Origin of the sequence: Curvivirga sp., assembly GCF_965219885.1 — a bacterium.
Classification (GTDB): domain Bacteria; phylum Pseudomonadota; class Alphaproteobacteria; order UBA8366; family Aestuariispiraceae; genus Curvivirga.
The window spans coordinates 112256-132465 of record NZ_CBDCOT010000009.1 but is presented as its reverse complement, the minus strand read 5'-3'; the positions used below and the strand labels follow the sequence as shown (position 1 = coordinate 132465).

The 20210-nt window shown below is 39.3% G+C and carries 18 protein-coding genes and 1 tRNA gene; 13 read left to right on the top strand and 6 right to left on the bottom strand.

All coding sequences use genetic code 11. The features are described from left to right. Positions 1-7: 7 nt before the first annotated feature. From hisF to ACOQOA_RS06105, 10 genes are read left to right on the top strand one after another with little or no spacing between them, the layout of a single operon-like run. Positions 8-787, top strand: a complete 780-nt coding sequence (hisF, locus tag ACOQOA_RS06150) for an imidazole glycerol phosphate synthase subunit HisF (RefSeq protein ID WP_420547769.1) — start codon at positions 8-10, stop codon at positions 785-787. Between the two features lie 4 nt (positions 788-791). After that, a complete protein-coding gene (gene pseG, locus ACOQOA_RS06145; RefSeq protein ID WP_420547768.1) occupies positions 792-1823 on the top strand; it encodes a UDP-2,4-diacetamido-2,4,6-trideoxy-beta-L-altropyranose hydrolase in 1032 nt (343 codons plus the stop codon). 4 nt (positions 1824-1827) lie between these two features. Then, on the top strand, positions 1828-2466 hold the full coding sequence (locus ACOQOA_RS06140; protein ID WP_420547767.1) for a formyltransferase family protein: 639 nt from the start codon (positions 1828-1830) through the stop codon (positions 2464-2466). Further along, positions 2466-3527, top strand: a complete 1062-nt coding sequence (pseI, locus tag ACOQOA_RS06135; RefSeq protein WP_420547766.1) for a pseudaminic acid synthase — start codon at positions 2466-2468, stop codon at positions 3525-3527. Before ACOQOA_RS06140 ends, pseI begins: the two co-directional genes overlap by 1 nt. Before the next feature lie 14 nt (positions 3528-3541). After that, positions 3542-4531 (top strand): radical SAM/SPASM domain-containing protein, encoded by a 990-nt coding sequence (locus ACOQOA_RS06130; protein ID WP_420547765.1) that lies wholly within the window; start codon positions 3542-3544, stop codon positions 4529-4531. A gap of 24 nt (positions 4532-4555) precedes the next feature. Next, positions 4556-6196: a hypothetical protein gene (locus ACOQOA_RS06125; protein ID WP_420547764.1), complete on the top strand. Its 1641-nt coding sequence runs from the start codon at positions 4556-4558 to the stop codon at positions 6194-6196. Positions 6197-6214: 18 nt separating this feature from the next. Next, on the top strand, positions 6215-7123 hold the full coding sequence (locus ACOQOA_RS06120; protein WP_420547763.1) for a phytanoyl-CoA dioxygenase family protein: 909 nt from the start codon (positions 6215-6217) through the stop codon (positions 7121-7123). Between the two features lie 33 nt (positions 7124-7156). Then, complete coding sequence (locus ACOQOA_RS06115; RefSeq protein WP_420547762.1) at positions 7157-7972, top strand: class I SAM-dependent methyltransferase; 816 nt, start codon at positions 7157-7159, stop codon at positions 7970-7972. Next, positions 7929-9149, top strand: coding sequence for a glycosyltransferase (locus tag ACOQOA_RS06110; protein WP_420547761.1), 1221 nt, complete (start codon positions 7929-7931; stop codon positions 9147-9149). Before ACOQOA_RS06115 ends, ACOQOA_RS06110 begins: the two co-directional genes overlap by 44 nt. Further along, on the top strand, positions 9139-10293 hold the full coding sequence (locus tag ACOQOA_RS06105; RefSeq protein ID WP_420547760.1) for a glycosyltransferase: 1155 nt from the start codon (positions 9139-9141) through the stop codon (positions 10291-10293). The genes ACOQOA_RS06110 and ACOQOA_RS06105 overlap by 11 nt, the downstream gene beginning before the upstream one ends. A gap of 80 nt (positions 10294-10373) precedes the next feature. Here ACOQOA_RS06105 and ACOQOA_RS06100 read toward each other — a convergent pair whose 3' ends face one another. The 6 genes from ACOQOA_RS06100 to ACOQOA_RS06075 all read right to left on the bottom strand — a co-directional run bounded on the left by ACOQOA_RS06100 (position 10374) and on the right by ACOQOA_RS06075 (position 16134). Continuing rightward, the gene (locus tag ACOQOA_RS06100; RefSeq protein WP_420547759.1) at positions 10374-12305 is read right to left on the bottom strand and encodes an acyltransferase family protein; all 1932 of its coding nucleotides are present in this window, start codon (positions 12303-12305) and stop codon (positions 10374-10376) included. Between the two features lie 291 nt (positions 12306-12596). After that, positions 12597-13457: a class I SAM-dependent methyltransferase gene (locus ACOQOA_RS06095; protein WP_420547758.1), complete on the bottom strand. Its 861-nt coding sequence runs from the start codon at positions 13455-13457 to the stop codon at positions 12597-12599. Positions 13458-13757: 300 nt separating this feature from the next. After that, positions 13758-13833, bottom strand: a tRNA-Ala gene (locus tag ACOQOA_RS06090). A 115-nt stretch (positions 13834-13948) separates the two neighbouring features. Beyond that, a complete protein-coding gene (locus ACOQOA_RS06085) occupies positions 13949-14725 on the bottom strand; it encodes a substrate-binding periplasmic protein (RefSeq protein WP_420547757.1) in 777 nt (258 codons plus the stop codon). Between the two features lie 130 nt (positions 14726-14855). Beyond that, positions 14856-15206, bottom strand: a complete 351-nt coding sequence (locus ACOQOA_RS06080) for a TIGR02300 family protein (protein WP_420547756.1) — start codon at positions 15204-15206, stop codon at positions 14856-14858. A 226-nt stretch (positions 15207-15432) separates the two neighbouring features. Then, entirely contained in the window at positions 15433-16134 is a 702-nt protein-coding gene (locus ACOQOA_RS06075; protein WP_420547755.1) for a hypothetical protein, read from the bottom strand. Positions 16135-16337: 203 nt separating this feature from the next. On the opposite strand from ACOQOA_RS06075, the gene aroA reads away from it, so the two are divergent. The 3 genes from aroA to rpsA all read left to right on the top strand — a co-directional run bounded on the left by aroA (position 16338) and on the right by rpsA (position 20173). Then, positions 16338-17675 carry a 3-phosphoshikimate 1-carboxyvinyltransferase gene (aroA, locus tag ACOQOA_RS06070; protein WP_420547754.1) on the top strand — a complete coding sequence of 446 codons (1338 nt, stop codon included), beginning with the start codon at positions 16338-16340 and terminating at the stop codon, positions 17673-17675. Positions 17676-17698: 23 nt separating this feature from the next. After that, a complete protein-coding gene (gene cmk, locus ACOQOA_RS06065) occupies positions 17699-18340 on the top strand; it encodes a (d)CMP kinase (RefSeq protein WP_420547753.1) in 642 nt (213 codons plus the stop codon). Positions 18341-18493: 153 nt separating this feature from the next. Further along, positions 18494-20173, top strand: a complete 1680-nt coding sequence (gene rpsA, locus ACOQOA_RS06060) for a 30S ribosomal protein S1 (protein ID WP_420547752.1) — start codon at positions 18494-18496, stop codon at positions 20171-20173. Positions 20174-20210 lie beyond the last annotated feature (37 nt).

Genomic DNA, 20210 nt, shown 5'->3' with positions numbered 1-20210 from the left:
ATCGGTAATGCTTAAAACACGTGTGATTCCTACTTTGTTATGGAATGGGAATAGTTTAGTTAAAGGTGAAGGTTTTGATAGCTGGCGTACGGTTGGCGCCTTGATACCTGCTATTCGTGTTTTTAATCTGCGTGATGTAGATGAACTGATGTTGTTAGATATTAATGCGACCAATGCGAACCAAGATGTCGATTTATCAACGGTTAAAGATGCGGCAGAAGTTTGCAGTGTGCCTTTTACTGTAGGTGGTGGAATATCTTCTGTAGAGACAATCAAAGGATTACTACATAGTGGAGCAGATAAAGTTGCTATAAATAGTGCTCTTTATTCAAATTTAGATCTATTATCTGAAGCGGCTTATCGGTTCGGTGCTCAGTGTATTGTTGCAAGTGTTGATGTACGTAAAAACCCTGACGGGCAATATGTCTGTTATAGTCATAATGGTCAAAAAGATACAGGCCTTAATCCATTTGAATGGGTTAAGAAACTTGAGGAAAATGGTGCTGGTGAAATCTTGATAAATTCTATTGAGCTAGATGGTACGATGAATGGTTATGATATTAACTTGATTGAAACTATTACTGATCTAGTCAATATTCCTGTTATCGCTTCTGGTGGTGCGGGAAAATATTCTGATTTTGTTGATGCTGTTAATGTCGGGCAAGCTTCTGCTGTGGCGGCAGGTGCGATGTTTCAGTTTACTGAACAAACGCCACGAGAAGCAAAGAACGCAATGGCTGAAAATGGCATTCAAGTCCGAACAAACAATATTTTAGGAATGGTTTAGTTTTTTGCCTTTTAAAGTTTTATTTCGTGCTGATGCTTCTCCAATTATTGGTGGAGGGCATATCTATAGATGTTTGACTTTGGCAGATCAGTTGAGTGCAATTGGGATAGATGTTAGTTTTGCATGTTCGCATGAAACATTGAGATTTGTGAGTAAATTACAAAAGACAAATTATAAAATTTATCCATTAGATCCACTATGCGACCTTCCTTATGATGTTGTCGATGGAGTTCAGTCATTTGATCTTTTAGTTCTGGATCATTATGACTGGGAGCTTGAGAATGAGAAGAATGCAGTAAAGTTCATTCCCAAGCTAATGAAAATAGATGATTTACCAGAAAAAAAAACGATAGCAGATGTAGTTTTAAATCAAAATCTGGGGATTGAAAAAGAAGATTACTCGGGACTTGTAAAGCCTTCAGCACGTTTGCTGATGGGGCCCACTTTTGCACTTTTACGACCAGTCTTCTATGAAACTAGAAAAAAAATAATTCATAGCCGACAGATACAAAAAAATGTAAATGACATTGTTATTTCACCAGGTCTATCAGATGCCGCAGATATGACATCCATAGTTTTGGAGACATTATTTGAAATTGGCTATAACGGGAAAATTCAAATAACGATTGGTAGAGATTCACCTAATATAGAGAAAATTAAAGAGACTATCAAAAACGAAAAGAATATTCATCTGCATGTGAATTGCGAATATATGGAAGAGCTATACGCCAAAGCAGATTTATGTGTTGGGGCTGCGGGGTCTTCCAGTTGGGAAAGATGTAGTTTAGGCTTACCAACTGTTTCAGTGATTGTTGCAAAAAACCAAGAGAAAATAGCGCATTTCTTAGCAGAAAAGAATATATCTCCATTTGTAAGGCTGGATAAGTCGACAAAAAAGCTGAACGTTATGCTTGAAAAATTGTTCTTGGATACCAATTTGCGAAAACAGTATTCAGACAATTCCTTGAATGCTTGTGAGGGAAATGGCTGCATGCTAGTAGTCGAGGTTATTCGATCCATGTTAACTGCAGAGTGAAAAAATGAAGATCAGCATAATTGTTGATAATCCTAGCTGGATTATTCCGCATGCAGAGCTTATTGTAGATGAGCTTGTGGTGAGGGGATATGAAGCCAGATTTTATTCTAACTATAATGATGTGGAAAAGGGTGACATAGCTTTCTATTTGGGATGTTTAAATATTACACCCAAGGAAGTATTGAGCCTAAACACACATAACTTAGTTGTTCATGCATCAGATTTGCCAAAGGGGCGAGGTTTCTCACCATGGGCGTATGATGTTCTCGCAGGTAAAGATGAGTTAACGGTATGTTTGATTGCGATGGATCATCCAGTTGATAGCGGGGCAATTTATATAAAGGAAAAAATCTCATTAACTGGGACCGAGTTGGTAGATAAATTACGCCAATTGCTCGGAGAAAAGACTGTTCAACTTTGCCTCCATTTTGTTGAAAATCACCAAAATATGGAACCTATGCCCCAAAAAGGGGAGGCTAGTTTTCTGGTGAGAAGAGGTCCCGAAGATAGTGAGTTAGACGTTAAAAAAAGCATCCAAGAACAATTTAATTTGTTAAGAATTGTGGATAATGAAAAATACCCGGCTTTTTTTGTTTATAATGGTATGAAATATAAAATATCGATAACTGAAGTAGAAGATTAATGAGTAACTTAGCACCTCATATTATGCTTAATAAGCGTGTCATTGGCACATCTGCATCGCCATATATTATTGGCGAATTATCGGGAAACCATAATGGTTCAATCGACATGGCTTTCAAGATTATAGATGCAATTGCTGATGCGGGAGCTGATGCTGTTAAGTTGCAAACATATACTGCTGATACCTTGACCATTGATTGCTCCAACGATGATTTTATGATCAAAGGCGGGTTGTGGGATGGTCGCACCTTATATGACCTATATGAAGAAGCTCATACACCGTGGGAATGGCATGAGGAACTGATTAATCATGCACGGGCAAAAGGGTTGGATATTTTTAGTTCTCCTTTTGATGAAACCGCTGTTGATTTTTTAGAAGAATTTGATTTACCCGCATACAAAATTGCATCTTTTGAAGCTAATGATGTCGCGCTAATAAACAAAGTCGCAAAAACGGGCAAACCAATTATTATATCTACTGGAATGGCAAATGCGGATGAAATCCAACTGTCATTAGATACAGCTAGAAATGCGGGTGCCGAAAATATTGTTTTGTTACATTGTATTAGTGGGTATCCGGCGCCGATTTCAGACGCGAATATTGCCACTATTACAGATATGCAGCAGCGATATGGTGTGCCAATTGGATTGTCGGATCATTCTATCGGATCTGCTGTTGCTGTTGGTGCCGTTGCATTAGGGGCTTGTGTTATTGAAAAACATGTGACATTTGATCGGTCATTAGGTGGCCCCGATGCTGAATTTTCTATGGAACCTGAAGAGTTCAAAGCGTTTTGTGATGATATACGTAATGTATCTGATGCAATCGGTAGGGTTCATTATGATAAGAAATCCAGTGAAGAAAAGAGTTTAGTTTTCCGACGTTCTTTATATGTGGTCGAAGATATAAATGAAGGTGACGTTTTTACTTCAAAAAATGTTCGATCTATCCGGCCTGGCTATGGTTTAGCCCCAAAAGAATACCCCAATATATTGGGCAAAAAGGCGAGATATGATATAAAACTTGGAACAGCTTTAACGCGTGAAATGTTTGGTGACTAGAAATGAGTGTTAAGATGGATGAAACTGAAGGTAAAATCAGCGATAGAATTAGTAAAATACATAACGCTGTTTACTCGGAAACACCACCGTTTCCAAAAAGCATAAATATTGAACTAAATAACGTTTGCAATCATAGTTGTGAGTTTTGTGCTTATCGCTTGATGGAGCGTGAGATTGGCAATATCCAGAAAGAAAAATTAGAAGGTTGGCTAACCGATGCTTATCGTTTAGGGAGTCGTGAAATTGGCCTTCATTCTGGTGCTGAACCGCTTGCGTCGCCTTTGTTAGAGCATTTTATTAAGTTTTCTAAAGATGTTGGCTATGAGTATGTTTATATTTCAACAAATGGTTCACTAGCGTCTCCACGCAGAATGCAGGCTATATTAGATGCCGGTATTGATAGTATAAAGTTTTCGATTAATGCTGGTGATAGAGAGACGTATAAGAATATTCATGGTAAAGATCATTTTGATCGTGTCATTGAGAACCTAATTTATACAGCAAATAATCGTGTTGATGGGCGCCCATACCTTGGTGTTTCATTTGTCGAAAACAAAAACAATACGCATTCGATTGCTAATCTTAGAAAATTAGTTGGACATCTCGTGGACGAATTTGTTGTGATTCCGGCAACCAATCAGAGTGGTCAACTTTCAGATAGTGAAGTGAATATGGCGGAACCAGTTGATGCCATATGTGGTATTCCTTTCAATAAAGTTCATATTTCATGGGAAGGGTTTCTTCGTGTATGTTGCAATGACTATGAGAATTTACTGGCTGTAGTTGATTTGAATAAAACGACGCTTGAGGAAGCCGTGTATAGTGAAGAAATGCGAAAGGTACGTCGGGATCATTTGAATAAAAATCTAGAGGGTACCCTTTGTTATAACTGCCAATATAATTGTCAGACACCTGTCCAACCGCTAAATCCAGATCTATACTTTAAAACGCATGATAGTGATCAAGGAGTGCCTGTTTCGTTTTCCGAAAAAATCCTACGATAAGTTTTTTGTTGGTCAATAGAAGAGATGGATGAGAGCCTTAAATTTCATTTTGAGTCTATAGATAGCCCAATAGCAATTGAGTATAACGGGAAACTATATCGTGAGGAAGAGGCCTCATATATTACTCAAACAATAGACATCATTAATGAGCTGTCTTTGAATGAGAAAATAAAGAAACGATTTTTATATGATGGCATAAATTATTGGCAGTTTATGCCATCATATATGTTTACTTCATTTATGCTTGCTCTGAAAATTAATGATATATTGGAAGCCAATAAGCTATCAATTTCTAATGAGGCGATACATATAGCTGCGGAAAACGCAGGGGCTTTTTTAGGAGTTATACGTCGACATTGGGTTGGTGATATTGATCATTTAAGAAACTTTTATCTCCGAGCAAAAACTAGACCTTCTATCCGCAAATGCCCGCAAAGTGAGGTGTTGTTTCTTACCCAACCTAAGAATTGGAGCAAAGAAGGAGATGCAGAATTTAAGGGGGTTATTGAATTCTTTAATGAAAAAGGCATTTCGTCTGCAATTTTAGAACCTCCATATTATGCAAATAGAGTTGAAGGTGCGAATTGGAGCGCCTTGAAGGCATTACGTGACTCTAGAAAGAAAGATGTATATTTCTTTGATCAATACGAGAGCCTCCCACATTTTATACGTTCTTTAATTTTCCGAATAAAACATCGGACAAAGGAAGAGTTTAAGTCCGTAGGGCGTACAGAATTTCTACAATATATTTTTAACAAGATTTTGCTGTGGGGAGAAAGTATTTTACTTCCTTACGAAGCTAAATTTTTAACATCTGTGGGGAATGAGATTTTAAGGGACGTGCGACCAAATAAAGTTTGTTTGACATATGAGGTTGGACCATATGCAAGAGCATTAATTCTCGCGGCTCATAAAGAGGGTATAGACACTTTTGGTTTTATGCATGGGATGAAACTCGCTGAACCGAATGCAGATTACTCGCATGTCCTTCAAGATAATAACCATACTTTAGGCTTTACACCTCCTACAAAAACACTTGTATACGGACAATTTCAAGCTGACTCACTTACTCAATATGGCTCTTATAAGGAGGAGCATATCGAAATAGTGGGAAACTGGAAGTTGAAAGATTTTCACACCAGAAAACAAAAAACTGCCGACAATATTATATCCTACCCTGTTTGTATCTATGATGCTTACTGTCAGGTTGATTTTTTCGAACTTGTACTTTCTGCGTTAAAAAAATATGGATTGTCTAAAGCGGATGTTTTCGTAAGACCGCATCCACATCAATCAATTAGTCAGCTTAAAAGGATTTGGGCATCTTTTGATATGAATGAAGAGAATATCCTTCTTAAAGATGCTCATGATATTTATGATGTTATTGAAGCTACTGACTTATGTATTCATGATTTCTCTTCAACAATCATAGAAGCTGCAAGCTTTGGAAAATCGATTTTGTTCTCTTCAAATTCCCACAAGGGTAATCATGTTAAGTTACCAGAAGAAAATAAATTTTCCACTCAAGAGGAACTTGAAACGCTATTAAAAAAATACTACCAAGGTAGCTTCTCAGCTAAGTTTGACCTGGAATTTTATGGCTGTGATATAAGTCAAAGAAAAGAAGAGATCTTTGAACCTATATTTAACGCTGTTATGAAATAATTTGTATAGAGATTTTTGATGAATAGAAAAATTACTAGTGTCACGACCAAATATTCTGACTTATCAAACATATATGTTGACGCGGGTGCATCTGATGACGAAGTGCTTAAACGGATTCAAGTATATGGTGCAGTAGTAATTAAAGACTTTTGTCCTAAGGAACAGTTAAAAAGTCTTGATCAAGATTATTGGACTGTTGTTGATGCGGAGGAAAAAGATCGCAGTAAGTATGTTAATGCTGTGATTGAGTTTCCAGGCTCTACTGTGATGTCTGTCCTTGATTATAAAGTTACAGCTGAGAATTTGCCGACGTTCCATAAAATATTTTGGTCAGAATACATGCGTTCCATCGCTGCTAAGTATTTTTCTCCTCTGAAAGTTAGCCTAAACAATACTGTATATGTTACTAACGATACTTCAAATCCTGATCAGAAACACATTACAGACTGGCATTTTGATCAATTACATAGCTTGAAATTTTATCTGTATTTAGAAGATACCAATGAAGATAATGGTGCGTTACAAATTATTCCAGGTTCTCATCATGAAGCTTTCAGCAGGTCAAATTGTGGCTTAATGTCGGGATTAGAATATTTTGACAATAAGATTCCGGAAGAACAAGTTGTTAATGCAGTTAACTTAAACGCGCAGGCAGGAGACTTGATCATCTTTGATACAAATTGTTTCCATCGCGGAGGCCGAATAGAGCCTAATAAAATAAGAAGAGTTATTCGCGGACATTCGCATGCAATTAGAGACTATAACTTCAAGGAACGTATGATTATGCGTTGGTCTAAAAGTCGTTTGAATGTTTTCCGGCGTTTAGAAAATGTAAAAGTTGTCGGGAGACATGTGAATCCTGAATATGCTTCGCAACAATCAAGTACCTCCGAAGTTTCAGTGGATACAAGTACAAAACGATATTAGTTAAAAATATTAATAGCTAGCTAGAGTATAATAATGGATGGGTTAAAATTTAGATTTGGGAAAAATTGGAAGAATTTTTCCCGTATACTTGGTGCTGAGAGAATTGAGGCATCAAAAGTAAATATTAAACGCCTTTTAAAGATGGATTCTTTGAAGGACCAAACTTTTCTGGATATTGGTAGTGGTAGCGGCTTAAGTAGTGTTGCCGCCAATGCACTTGGTGCGTCTGTACGTGCTTTTGATTACGATCTGGACTCGGTAGAAGCTAGCAAAACTAATTTGGATAGATTTTGCAAAGATGGGCATTGGGAAATTACACAGGGCTCTGCTTTAGATGCCGAATTTATGTCAAGTTTAGGAAAGTTTGATATCGTCTATTCTTGGGGAGTTCTACACCATACGGGAGATATGTGGACAGGAATTGATTTGGCTTCGAAAACAGTGAAACCTGATGGCGTCTTCGCATTAGCAATCTACAATGATCAAGGGGGGGCTAGTCGTAGATGGCTAAAGGTTAAGAAAACATATGTTCGATCCCCAAAGATTGTTCAGTTTTTGATTGCCCTGATGTTCTTTTTCTATTTTGAACTTCGTGGGTTTTTAATTAGGTTGGTTCGTTTTCAAAATCCACTACCTTTTTCAGATTGGCAAAAACGTAAAGAAAGCCGCGGCATGTCTGTATGGTATGATGTCATTGATTGGGTTGGCGGTTATCCGTTCGAAGTAGCCAAGCCGGAGGAGATTTTGAGCTTCTTGATGGAAAGAGGGTTCCGTCTTGAGAGCATGTATACGTGTGCAGGTGGGCATGGATGTAATGAGTTCTTATTTAGAAAAGAAACTACAGAATAAAAAACGCATCCTTTACCTTGTTGGAGGATTCCATGTGGGGGGGACTGAAAGGCATTTATCTCAGATACTCCCAGAATTATCAGAAGACTTCGACGTTATTGTTGTTTGTTTAGGGCAAGATGGGCCGTTAAGTAAAAAGATTAAAGAAAAAGGTATTTTAATACATTTCTTAACTCAGCGCCCCTTGCTTAATATTCCAAAGATTGCAGGAGTATCTCTGTTAATACGGAATATTTTAACGGTATTGTTTCTTCTTCGAAAATATAAACCCGTAGCGATTCATAGTTTTTTAGGTGCCCCAACTATAGTTGCCGGCGTCGTTTCACGTTTTTTTCCAAAAATAAAATTTATTGCGAGCAAAAGAAACCAGCTATCAAGGCCTGATTCTTTCTGGAAGGAAGGCGTTTTTGAGAAATGGGCATTGAAAAAAGCCAATTTGGTTTTGGCCCATTCAACAGAAGTACAAAGGGAATTAATAGAAATAGGCGTTTCTAGCAAAAATACTCTTTTGATTCATAATGGTATTAGGGGATCTAATTTTCTAAGAAATCTTAGCGTAAGAAACGCTTACAGGGAGCAACATAGCTGGGATGAAGCTGTGACTTTTACCTTGGTAGCAAACTTAATTCCGTATAAGGGACATGAATTTGCGTTGCGAGCCGCGGCTGATTTGAAAACGAAAAATTTACCTCAAAGATGGAAGTTGGTTTTTGTGGGTAAGGGAGATCAAGAGTATACAAATCAATTACTTTCATTCGTGACAGATCTAGAATTGGAAAATTGTGTAGACTTTTTAGGATATCAATCAAATATTGAACAAATCCTTCAGGCTTCCGATGTTGGTATGCTTTTGTCAAAGCATGAAGGGTTCTCGAATTCAATTTTGGAGTATATGGCTTCATCACTTCCTGTCATTGCAACGAATGTTGGCGGTAACAAAGATTCTGTTATCCCTAATGAAACGGGTTATCTTGTGGAGCAAAATGATACGGAGAAACTTACCTCATATATGTCTGAATTAATTCTTAATACGGATAGGCGTCTTCAGCTTGGAAGTATTGCGAAAGAAAAAGTTGAAACTGATTTTTCACTGACTGGCATGTTTGCGAAATATAGAGACATGTATGATATGGTTCTTAATAATTCCCCAGATAGAGATAGTGGAAATGCGAGATAGCACGAAAATTTTGTATGTAATTGGTAGCCTAGATCGCGGGGGATGTGAGACACATTTATTGAAGATTTTACCTCGTTTAAAAGAGCATGGTTATGATATCTCAATATTTCTTTTGAGCAAAAGAGGGAGCTTGGCTAATGAGTTTGAAAAACAAGGAGTTTTTCTAATTGAGCCTTGGTATAAGCTTTCTACAAAAGCTACTTCAAAATTTAGTCGTGCATTACGCTTGCTTATGATTTGTATTCAATTAGTTACAACAATTATAAGGGGACGGCCAGATATCATACATTTTTTCCTACCTGCAAGTTATTGGATTGGAGGGACGATTTCTCTTTTATTTCCTCGATTAAAGAAAGTTATGAGCAGGCGGAGTATGAACCATTATATGGCGGGGAAGAAAATAATTACTTCGTTAGAGCGTCAACTTCATCAAAAGATGGATTACGTATTGGGAAATTCTAAGGCTGTTGTTGAACAATTACATCAAGAAGGTGCACCCTCTTATAAGGTTGATCTGATTTACAATGGTATTGAGCATGTCAAGGTTAACAAAGAGCGAAAGGCTTTGCGGAAAGAATTACAAATACCAGAGTCAACTGTAGTTATGACAATGGTCGCGAATTTAATACCATATAAAGGGCATATGGATCTGATACATGCTTTAGGTCGCTTAAGTAAGACAGTCGAAGAAGATTGGCATGTTTTACTTGTTGGAAGGGATGATGGTATTGCCAAAGAATTACAAAAAGAAGCAAACCAACTAGGAATTCTTGGGAATATAACTTTTCTAGGTGCGCGCGATGATGTCGTAGATATTTACAATGCATCTGATATTGGCGTTTTAGTTTCGCATGAGGAAGGGTTCTCAAATGCTGTTTTAGAGGCAATGTCTGCTGGTTTACCAATGTTGGTGACTGACGTGGGGGGAAATGCCGAAGCAGTCCAAAATGGTGATGCTGGCTTGGTTGTAGAGGCAAAAGATATTAATGGAATATTTGACGGTTTAAGACAGCTTGTCATTGATAAATCTATGCGGGATAGAATGGGAACCTTCGCAAAGAAAAGAATAGAAAATTCATTCAGTTTAGAACAATGTGTATATCAATATCATAAACTATATCAAAAGACCCTAACGCAAAAATGAGCCTTAAGAATATGCAAAGAATTCCGATCTTGGAGTATGCCACTTAAAGTAATAGGCATAACGAACTTCCTTGAAACATACTAATTTAGAACATTAATAAGCTTCTTCATCCTAGCTGCAAAATACTTCTCACCAGCTGTTGAATAATGATCTTCATCGCTCCAGAATAGTGTATTACAATTTGTAATATCTTGATTGAGGTTCAAATTTAATAAGTTAACTTGTGAGATGTAGTGAATGTTGTTTTTTATCTCAGTAAGATAATTCTGTATTTGTTGATCAATCAAAATACTATCCGCAACTGAATGTTCTAATTTTTGCAAAACTTCTTGTTTGTCGAATAGAAAAGGAGCGGAATAAGAGCATTTCGCATATAGGACCTGATGGCGATTTATACCAAGATTAACTCTTGGGCCGAGCCAAGCAAACTTAATATTATTCTCTATGAAACGTGTATCGAATTCGTGAAGAAGTCTATCTACGGCTTTTTCCTTTAGAGTACGGCTATTCAGTAATAAATCTCTAGCAGCTTGGACATATATTACAGCTGAAATGTTGGCTTTGTTCTCTAAGATCCAGTTAAGAAGTCTATTATAATGAGCCTCACATTGCGGGTTTAGTAATCGGCAACCACCTCTGGTGAAGTTCAAAATATTGACAGAGCTCGTTGCTTTCTTCTCGAAGGCATATCCAAGGCTACTATAGATGTCTCTTCCATGTGAATCGCCAATTAATACTATGGTAGGAGAACCATTAATGCATTGAGTTGGGAAGGCTTTTTCCAAATCGCCATTTTGTATACATAATGAGAAATCGTTCACACGAAGTTCTTCACGTGATTCACTTAATATTCTTTGAGCGTTGACAGATTCCTTGTCAAAAATGGTTGATTTAATTGACCAATAAAGCCCTTCGTTTGATGAAAAATAGCCGCTGATAAATCCTGTAAGGGGTAAAGTAATAAAGAAAACGGTAAGTAATTTGAAGAAACTCAAATCTCCTGACCTTGCAGGCCGTTCAATAAACTTCCATGTCAATACGCTTAAAACAATAAGGCTAATCAATAAAAATGGTAATGTTTCAACTGGTAAATCTGTTGTTCCTCCCGTAGCGTAACGGGTGAATACTAATAACGGTTGATGCCATAAATATGCACTGTAAGATACTAGGCCAGTGGCTACAAATAAACGATTAGATAGGATTTGCCCCCCGATAGTACTATGTGTAGAGAACATTATTATTAAAGCGGCGCCTAGCGTTGGGATAAGTGTGAAGTATCCAGGAGTAGGGGTATCTGCATCAAATGTTAGAATAGATAGAGCAATTAAGATAATGCCAATTACACTTAGAACTTGGTGGGCGTAATGATTTAAGCGTGGTTTAATAGTGAAAAAGGCGCAAAACGCACCTAGCAAAATTTCCCATCCTCTCGAAGGTAAGAAGAAGAATGCCATTTGAGGAAGGTTAACGGCACCCCATTGACCTAGAATAAGGCTACCGAGGAAGGTTAAGCCTAGAATGGATACAATTACATACTTCCCATATTTCCAAAATACCCATAAGACGATGGGGAATAAAATGTAATATTGTTCTTCAACCGCTAAACTCCACGTATGGAGTAATGGTTTTAATTCAGCTGCTGTATCAAAATATCCGCTACCAGACCAAAAATAAAAGTTAGAACCAAACAAACCGGTCGCAATTAAGCTTTTAGAAAAATCATATAGATCATGTTGACTTAACCAGAACCAAGCAAAAGGAATGCAGGATAAAGAAACAAATAATAAGGCTGGAAGAATACGTTTGGCGCGCCGTTCGTAAAATTGAGCGAAGCGAAACCTTCCCTGGTCCATCTCATTAAGAATTATTGTCGTAATCAAATAACCACTGATCACAAAGAAAACATCAACGCCAACAAATCCGCCTTCAAACAAATCAAAGCCAGCATGAAACAAAATAACTGGTACAACAGCTAATGCTCGTAAACCATCAATCTCGGCACGATAGTTCAAGGGGAAATTCCTTCAAAGAGAATAAATGACGGAAAGTGACAGAACTTATCAGATTGTAATAAAAATCGCCAACCACTCAGAGAGCATTACAAATTACACTGCACATCTATTTGACGTTTTTTAATCTAGTCTAGTTATAAATACTTCTCGCATCTTTACGCTACAGAAAAGATTTTGTAAATACTGCAAAATAGGAAGCTCCCAGTCCAAAAGTCGTGCTGAAAATCAATAGAAAAATGATGGTGTTATGATCGCTTGCCAACATTCTCTCTGTGGAGCTTCTGGTTTGGCTTAATTATGTATTTCTGAAGATTTCTTAAATACGGCAAAATAGATATTTCCTCTGTTAAAGTTAGCCAGTAGTTTTTCTTCGAAAATACAAATTTGTGTTAAGATACGATAAACTCTGTTAGCGATGTTACGAGATAACGCAGACTTATAATTATGCTTGCTCATTTTGAAGCAGACTTGATCAAGCAATGAGGATAAATAATGTTTACCGTATTGCACCGAGACTAATTCATATCCAAATTCTTGTGCGGTATCTTTTATCTGCTGAAAGCTCCGCACAGTAATGAGCGTTTCAGAAGTTTCAGGAGCCAGTGGTTTTTGTCTTAAAAGTTTTCGTATGAATGTATTTCTTTTGAAACGTTGGATTAAAGAATACTTTTGGCGTTTCTTTTGTCCATCTGATACGACAAGATAACTGTTGAGCGACAATAAGGGGGCAACCCCTTTGAAAAATTCATCAAGCGTTCTCATGTAATTAATGAATTGAGTAGCGATAACTAGATCATAAGGGGCCGTCCCAACAAAATTTTTGAAATCTGCTACTTGGACATGATATTGTTCTTCGTACCCGTAATGGTCTAGCAATTTCTGACAGCCCGTTATTGCGCCTTCAGAAATATCAAAACCTTCAGGCAATTGAGCAATATTTTCATCGAGTAGAATTGATAATTGCGTACCGCTGCCACACCCCAGTTCGAGTGAGTGACATCCTGTAATACCTAACTTTTTCCAATTCCGGACATAAAACATATACAACGGTGAAATATCGCGCTTCATTCCGTATTTTAAAGAAGTTCTATCAAGTATGTTTAAGTCTTTACTAAAATCCCAATCGTCCGCGATATTTTTTAATCTACTCATTAACTCATACCTTTGTCTTACAGGCCTTTAATACAAGTGTAAGTCTGCTTTTAATATATTTCATTTTTACGGAATTACATCGTGAACATTTAATGGCCGAAGAACTACAGCTCGTCAAATGTTGATTGTTTTATGAGCCGACTTTGCATCAAAATATGATTTAGACACGTGGTTTTGAGTTTATGATGACTTTTATTATTCGGAAAGAGATGGGGCGCTAATCCACGACAGAGTTAGCAGCTTTTATTATAGCGTGTGGGGAAGATCGGAAATGGTACTATTTCCATTTTATCCGTAAAATGGTGGAGCCTAGGGGGATCGAACCCCTGACCTTTTGGCTGCCAGCCAAACGCTCTCCCAGCTGAGCTAAGGCCCCACATATCTTATCTGGCATAGAAAGTTGAAGCATAGATATATACTTCATGCTGATAGCGTTTTTATAAATAGGATTTCATCAGTTGCAAGGAAAAAATGAGGTAACTGAATTTTGTCTAATTAGTCACCTGATCACCGGATGCATTTTGGCTAATTTCTACAAAATCTGAGAAATTTAATCCTGTATGCTTTTTATATATCTGGTCGATGCTACCATCGGCATGCATTTGCCCTAAAGCCTTATCAATCCGATTTCGTTTTTCAACGAGTGAAACATTAAATGTAGGATAAAGTGGCTGCACATTATGTACTGGTAGAAGAGGGACTAGATCGTATCCTTTTTGTGCAATGACATGTTGCATGACGACAACATCAGCATAAACGAGGTCTAATCGACCATTAGCGATCAATTGAGCGGCGTTTTCTTCGCTTTGAACCCAATCAATGACTTTAAATCCTGCATCCAAGATTTCGTCTGAATATTTATATCCCAGCATTAAAGCTAACCGTTTGTCTGTTAGTAGGCCCACATATTTATATCGACCATAATCATCGCTAGCCCGATGCCAGAAAGCTTCAATATAAAGTGCGCTGGGATGTTTGCCATGAATGAAGCCCGGGCGTTCCACGGCTTCCATCGCAAAATCAATATCGCCGCGTTGAACATTCTTTAAACATCTGTTCCATGGAAGGGATGATAAGGTGAGATCATAATCAGCTCTCTTAGCAGCTTCATTCATGATATCGACGGTGATACCATAAGGTTTGTCATCTTTGAGTTGGGTATAAGGAGGCCATACAATGAAGCAGCCAGTTAGTTTCTCAGCCGCTTTGGCGATGGATGTGAGCGGCAATAATAAGAGCAAAGATAGAAGTAAGGTTCTGATCAGCATGTTTTTCCCCTCTAATGAGAAGTCTATGCAAAGCTTACTATAGAAAATATCAAAAAGCGAATCTTCCTGCAGAAATAAAAAAAGCCCGATGAAGACATCGGGCTTTTAATCAAATTCTAAGAAGTGACTTTTATACGTCGTCACCGCTGTCATTTGTATTGGTTGGATTAGCACCACCTACAACTGGCACATCATCACCGCCTAGATCATCTGTATCTTCCAATACATCTTCAGCTGTATCATCCAATGCTGCATCTAAGTCATCTGTATCCAGTAATGCATCGTCATCTGCAACAGGTGCAGCTGTTTTTTCAGATGCTTTGTCTGGCGCAACGCCACGGTTACGTTTTAATTTTGTAGCCGCTTCTGGGTCAAATTCGGTTTCGCATTTTGGGCAGACAATAGGATCTTTTTGTAGATCGTAGAATTTTGCACCACAGTTCAAGCAACCGCGCTTCATGCCCCATTCAGGTTTCGCCATGGGATATCTCCTTACTATTCCTGAAAACCAGGATTCCGACGGGAGCCATCGCACTACACGATAAGCTCTACCAATTAAAAACTTTACTATCTTCTTTTAATGACTTGTCGTGCCTTCTGGCAACAGGAAACTGCATTGTTACCATATGTAAAAGACTGGTTTTGTCATCGGAAGAATATTTCAGCGGGTCGATTGCCAAATTATTGACGAATTGTCAAAAGAAAACTTATTGAATTGTTGATTCTTTTAATAAGCATTTTTGTTTTGCGGCTATAAAGATAAAAACACCAATTATAATCAAAAGCTCACTGCCGGATGTTAAGATATATGTAACATCTAGATTTACTTCCTGAATTTGGAAAAATGTTCCCTTTGAACTGCCAAGCATTGGTGCGGAAGATACGTAATATCCCCAGCGAAGGATAGCTGATGTAAAACATAGAGAAAGAAATATTACAGGCGCCTTAAGCTTTTTATAATGTGTAGTTGGCAGTAGCAATTCACATATGGCGTAGAGGGAGAAAAGGAAATAGACAAACCCACTGCTGATAATACGCATTTGGATATTTATTTCGTAAAATGTATAATAAGTTATGATCAGCAGATAACTAATCATGATTAACCAAAATGTTTTCCGTTTATCGTAGATTCTTCTTTCTTGTGCCTGGCGTGCAAAAAACCAGAAGAAAGCGTGCCCTAATGCTAAAAAAGTGGTTGTCAGCATTATTGAGAAACCGATATGCATATAGTCCCTCATAATCAGGCATATTAGCCCTGCAATAATAGAAACCTTCCCACAGGCAAACCATCTTACAGCTGGAAAAGTTGACCAGTATTTTATGAGCAATAAAAGAGCTGCAAATAGAGTCAGGACTTCTATCATGGTTGCTAGGTAGAAGAGAAGGTTCGTATCAATATAAATGGGCATGGTCAATATTGTGGATTTAGTAAAGTATACATTGTAGGAAATTTTTAAACATAAAAAATTATTATTGTCGACCATTCGTTATAAAATTTCGACATTTGCGTGCTTTGATGGTCATAAATATCTTGCTTGTTCGTAAACACATCTGCATGTTACTGACCTTCTCACAATACAAGACTTATCTTTCTTATAAGGAAAGCTGACACATGAGCAATTCTGCCCGTCCAATGAAATCTTTTAAATCTTCTGGCCTGAAAGGCGAGATCACGATTCCTGGTGATAAATCTATTTCACACCGTTCCATCATGTTGGGTAGTTTGGCTGTTGGCCGTACAACGGTGAAAGGTTTGTTGGAAGGTGAAGATGTTTTGTCTACCGCTGCTGCTTTTCGCGCAATGGGGGCAACCATCGAAAAACATGACGATGGCAGTTGGACGGTTGATGGTGTTGGGCTTGGCGGCCTGCAAGAACCAGAAGATGTTTTGGATATGGGGAATTCAGGTACTTCCGCGCGTTTGATACTTGGTATTATGGCAAGCCATAATATTTCTGCATGTCTGACAGGAGACGGCAGTTTACGAAAGCGCCCGATGAAGCGGGTAACTGATCCTCTTGGGGCAATGGGGGCAGAATTCCATTGCCGTAGTGGGGAGCGTTTACCACTTTATGTCAAAGGTGCAGAAGATGTTTTACCGATTGAATACGAATTACCAATGGCGTCTGCGCAGGTGAAGTCTGCCGTCTTGCTTGCTGGTCTTAATGCACGTGGCAAAACAACAGTTATCGAAAATAAACCAACGCGTGATCATACAGAACGTATGCTCACCCATTTCGGTGGTGAAATTGCGGTTGAGCCTATGGAAAATGGCGGTAATCGTATCACGGTGACAGGGCAACCTGAATTGGTGGCAGCTGATTTGATCGTACCATCTGATCCAAGTAGTTCTGCTTTCCCTATGGTGGCGGCTTTGTTGACCGAAGGGTCCGAAATCAAGATGCCGAATATTGGCTTAAATGAAACTCGTACGGGTCTGTTCGCAACCTTGCAAGAAATGGGCGGAGATGTGGTGATTGAGAATGAGCGTATTGAAGGTGGCGAGCCTGTAGGTGATATCACTGTACGCAGTTCTAAGTTAAAGGGTATTGTCGTGCCACCGGAACGCGCGCCAAGTATGATTGATGAATATCCGGTTTTGGCTGTCGCGGCTGCTTTTGCGGAAGGCAAAACAGAAATGCGTGGCGTGGAAGAATTACGCGTCAAAGAATCTGACCGTCTCTCCGCTGTTGTTGCCGGTTTGCGTGCGAACGGCGTTGAAGTTGAAGAAGGTGAGGATTGGATGGTCGTCCATGGCACAGGGGGCAATATCCCTGGTGGCGGTATGGTTGAATGTTTCCATGATCATCGCATGGCCATGTCTTTCTTGGTCATGGGATTGGTATCTGAACAGCCTGTAACCGTAGAAGATGGTTCTCCAATTGAAACAAGTTTCCCGATTTTCCATGACCTAATGACTGGTCTTGGTGCGAAGATTGAAGACGCCTAAAATTAAAGAAAGTGCGAAAAGTTATGGGTAAAGTAATTGCAGTTGATGGCACTGCGGCAAGCGGTAAGGGTACTATCGCTAAAAAATTAGCAGAGCATTTGAATTACGCGTATCTGGATACAGGCAAGCTTTATCGTGCGGTTGGTTATGGTGTTGTGCGATTTGGTGGTGACGCAGAGGATCCTGAGGCAGCGTTGGACGCGGCAAATAGCTTGAACTATACGCAATTAGATGACCCGGCGTTAAAGTCGGATGAGGCAGCACAAGCAGCGTCAAAAGTGGCGGCAATGCCAGATGTCCGTGCGGCTCTTTTAGCGTTTCAGCAGAACTTTGCTTCTAACCCGCCTGTCGGTACTGAAGGCGCTATTTTGGATGGTAGAGATATCGGGACGGTGGTTTGTCCGGATGCTGATTCCAAGATTTACATGACGGCTTCTGTAGAAATTCGTGCAGAAAGACGACATAAAGAGTTGATTCAACGCGGGGAAAGCTCTATATACACACGCGTTTTAGAAGATTTGAAAGAAAGAGATCAGCGAGATAGCAACCGGGCAGTGGCCCCTTTGAAGCCCGCTGATGATGCAGAAATTATCGACACATCTGATTTATCTATCGATGAGGCTTTTCAAGCCGCTTTAAATGCTGTTGGAATTTCAAATAGTTAAGTTAACAGGCTTAGCGAACTGACTAGAATTTTTATCTGTTACCCGATGTTTGACCGAGCCTCACGACAAGCATCATTTTTTAACCTTGAGGTGAGACCGTTGGAACCAACCATACGGCCAGAATAGTTTTAAAATTAGAAGGAAACTTTGAAAATGACTGCAGAAAGTTTTGCGGCACTGCTTGAGGAAAGCCTCGGCGAACGCGATAGCCTAGAAGGTACAGTTGTAGAAGGTACAGTTGTATCCGTATCCAACGACATGGTATTGATCGATGTTGGTTTGAAATCTGAAGGCCGCGTTGCACTTAAAGAATTTGCACCAGCTGCTGGTGAACCTGCGAATGTAAATGTTGGCGACACTGTTGAAGTATACGTTGAGCGCATGGAAGATAAAAACGGTGAATCCGTTCTTTCCCGTGACAAAGCGAAACGTGAAGAAGCTTGGACTGCTCTTGAAGTTCAGTTCAACAACAACGAACGCGTACAAGGTGTTATCTTTGGTCGTGTTAAAGGTGGCTTCACAGTTGATCTTAACGGCGCTGTTGCATTCTTGCCAGGTAGCCAAGTTGATATCCGTCCAGTACGTGACATCACACCGTTGATGGGTAATGCACAACCATTCCAAATCCTTAAAATGGACCGCACACGTGGCAACATCGTTGTTTCCCGCCGCGCTGTATTGGAAGAGTCCCGTGCAGAACAACATGCTGAATTGATGAAAAACCTTAAAGAAGGTGAAACACTTGAGGGTGTTGTTAAGAACATCACAGATTACGGTGCCTTCGTTGATCTTGGCGGCGTAGACGGCTTGTTGCACGTTACAGATATCTCTTGGCGTCGTATCAACCACCCATCTGAAGCTTTGACAATCGGTGAGACAGTTAAAGTTCAAGTAATCCGCTTCAACGCTGAGACACAACGTATCTCCTTGGGCATGAAACAACTTGAAGCTGATCCATGGGAAGGCGTAGACGCTAAATACCCATTGAACGGTCGTTTCAAAGGTGCTGTTACAAACATCACTGACTATGGTGCATTCGTTGAATTGGAATCCGGTATCGAAGGTTTGGTACACGTTTCCGAAATGTCTTGGACAAAGAAAAACGTACATCCAGGCAAAATCGTTTCCACATCTCAAGAAGTGGAAGTTATGGTTCTGGACGTGGATGCTTCCAAACGTCGTATCTCCCTAGGTATCAAGCAATGCATGGACAACCCATGGGATACATTCTTGGATAAATACCCAGTTGGTTCCGAAGTTGAAGGCGAAATCAAAAACATCACCGAATTCGGCTTGTTCATTGGTTTGACAGACGACATCGATGGCATGGTTCACATGTCTGACCTATCTTGGGATCAATCCGCTGAAGACGCTTTGGCTGGTTACAACAAAGGTGACGTTGTTAAAGCGAAAGTATTGGATGTTGATACAGACAAAGAACGCATCTCCTTGGGCATCAAGCAACTAGCTGGTGATCCATTCGAAGACGCGTTGGGCGACATCAAACGTGGTGACGTTGTTACATGTACAGTTGTTAAAGTAACAGAAGCTGGCATTGAAGTTGAAGCTGGTGAAGGTGCTCCAGGCTTTATCCGTAAGGCTGACCTTAGCCGTGATCGTGGCGAACAACGTCCAGATCGCTTCGCTGAAGGCGAAAAAGTTGATGCGAAAGTAACAGCTGTTGATAAATCTAGCCGTAAGTTGACACTATCTATTAAGGCGCATGAGTCTGACGTAGAAAAAGAAGCTATGGCTAACTTCGGTTCTTCTGACTCTGGTGCGTCCTTGGGCGACATCTTGGGTAAAGCGTTGAAAGAAAAATCTGGCGAATAATCGCTAGCGATTTTCTTCAAACCGAAGATCAAAAGTT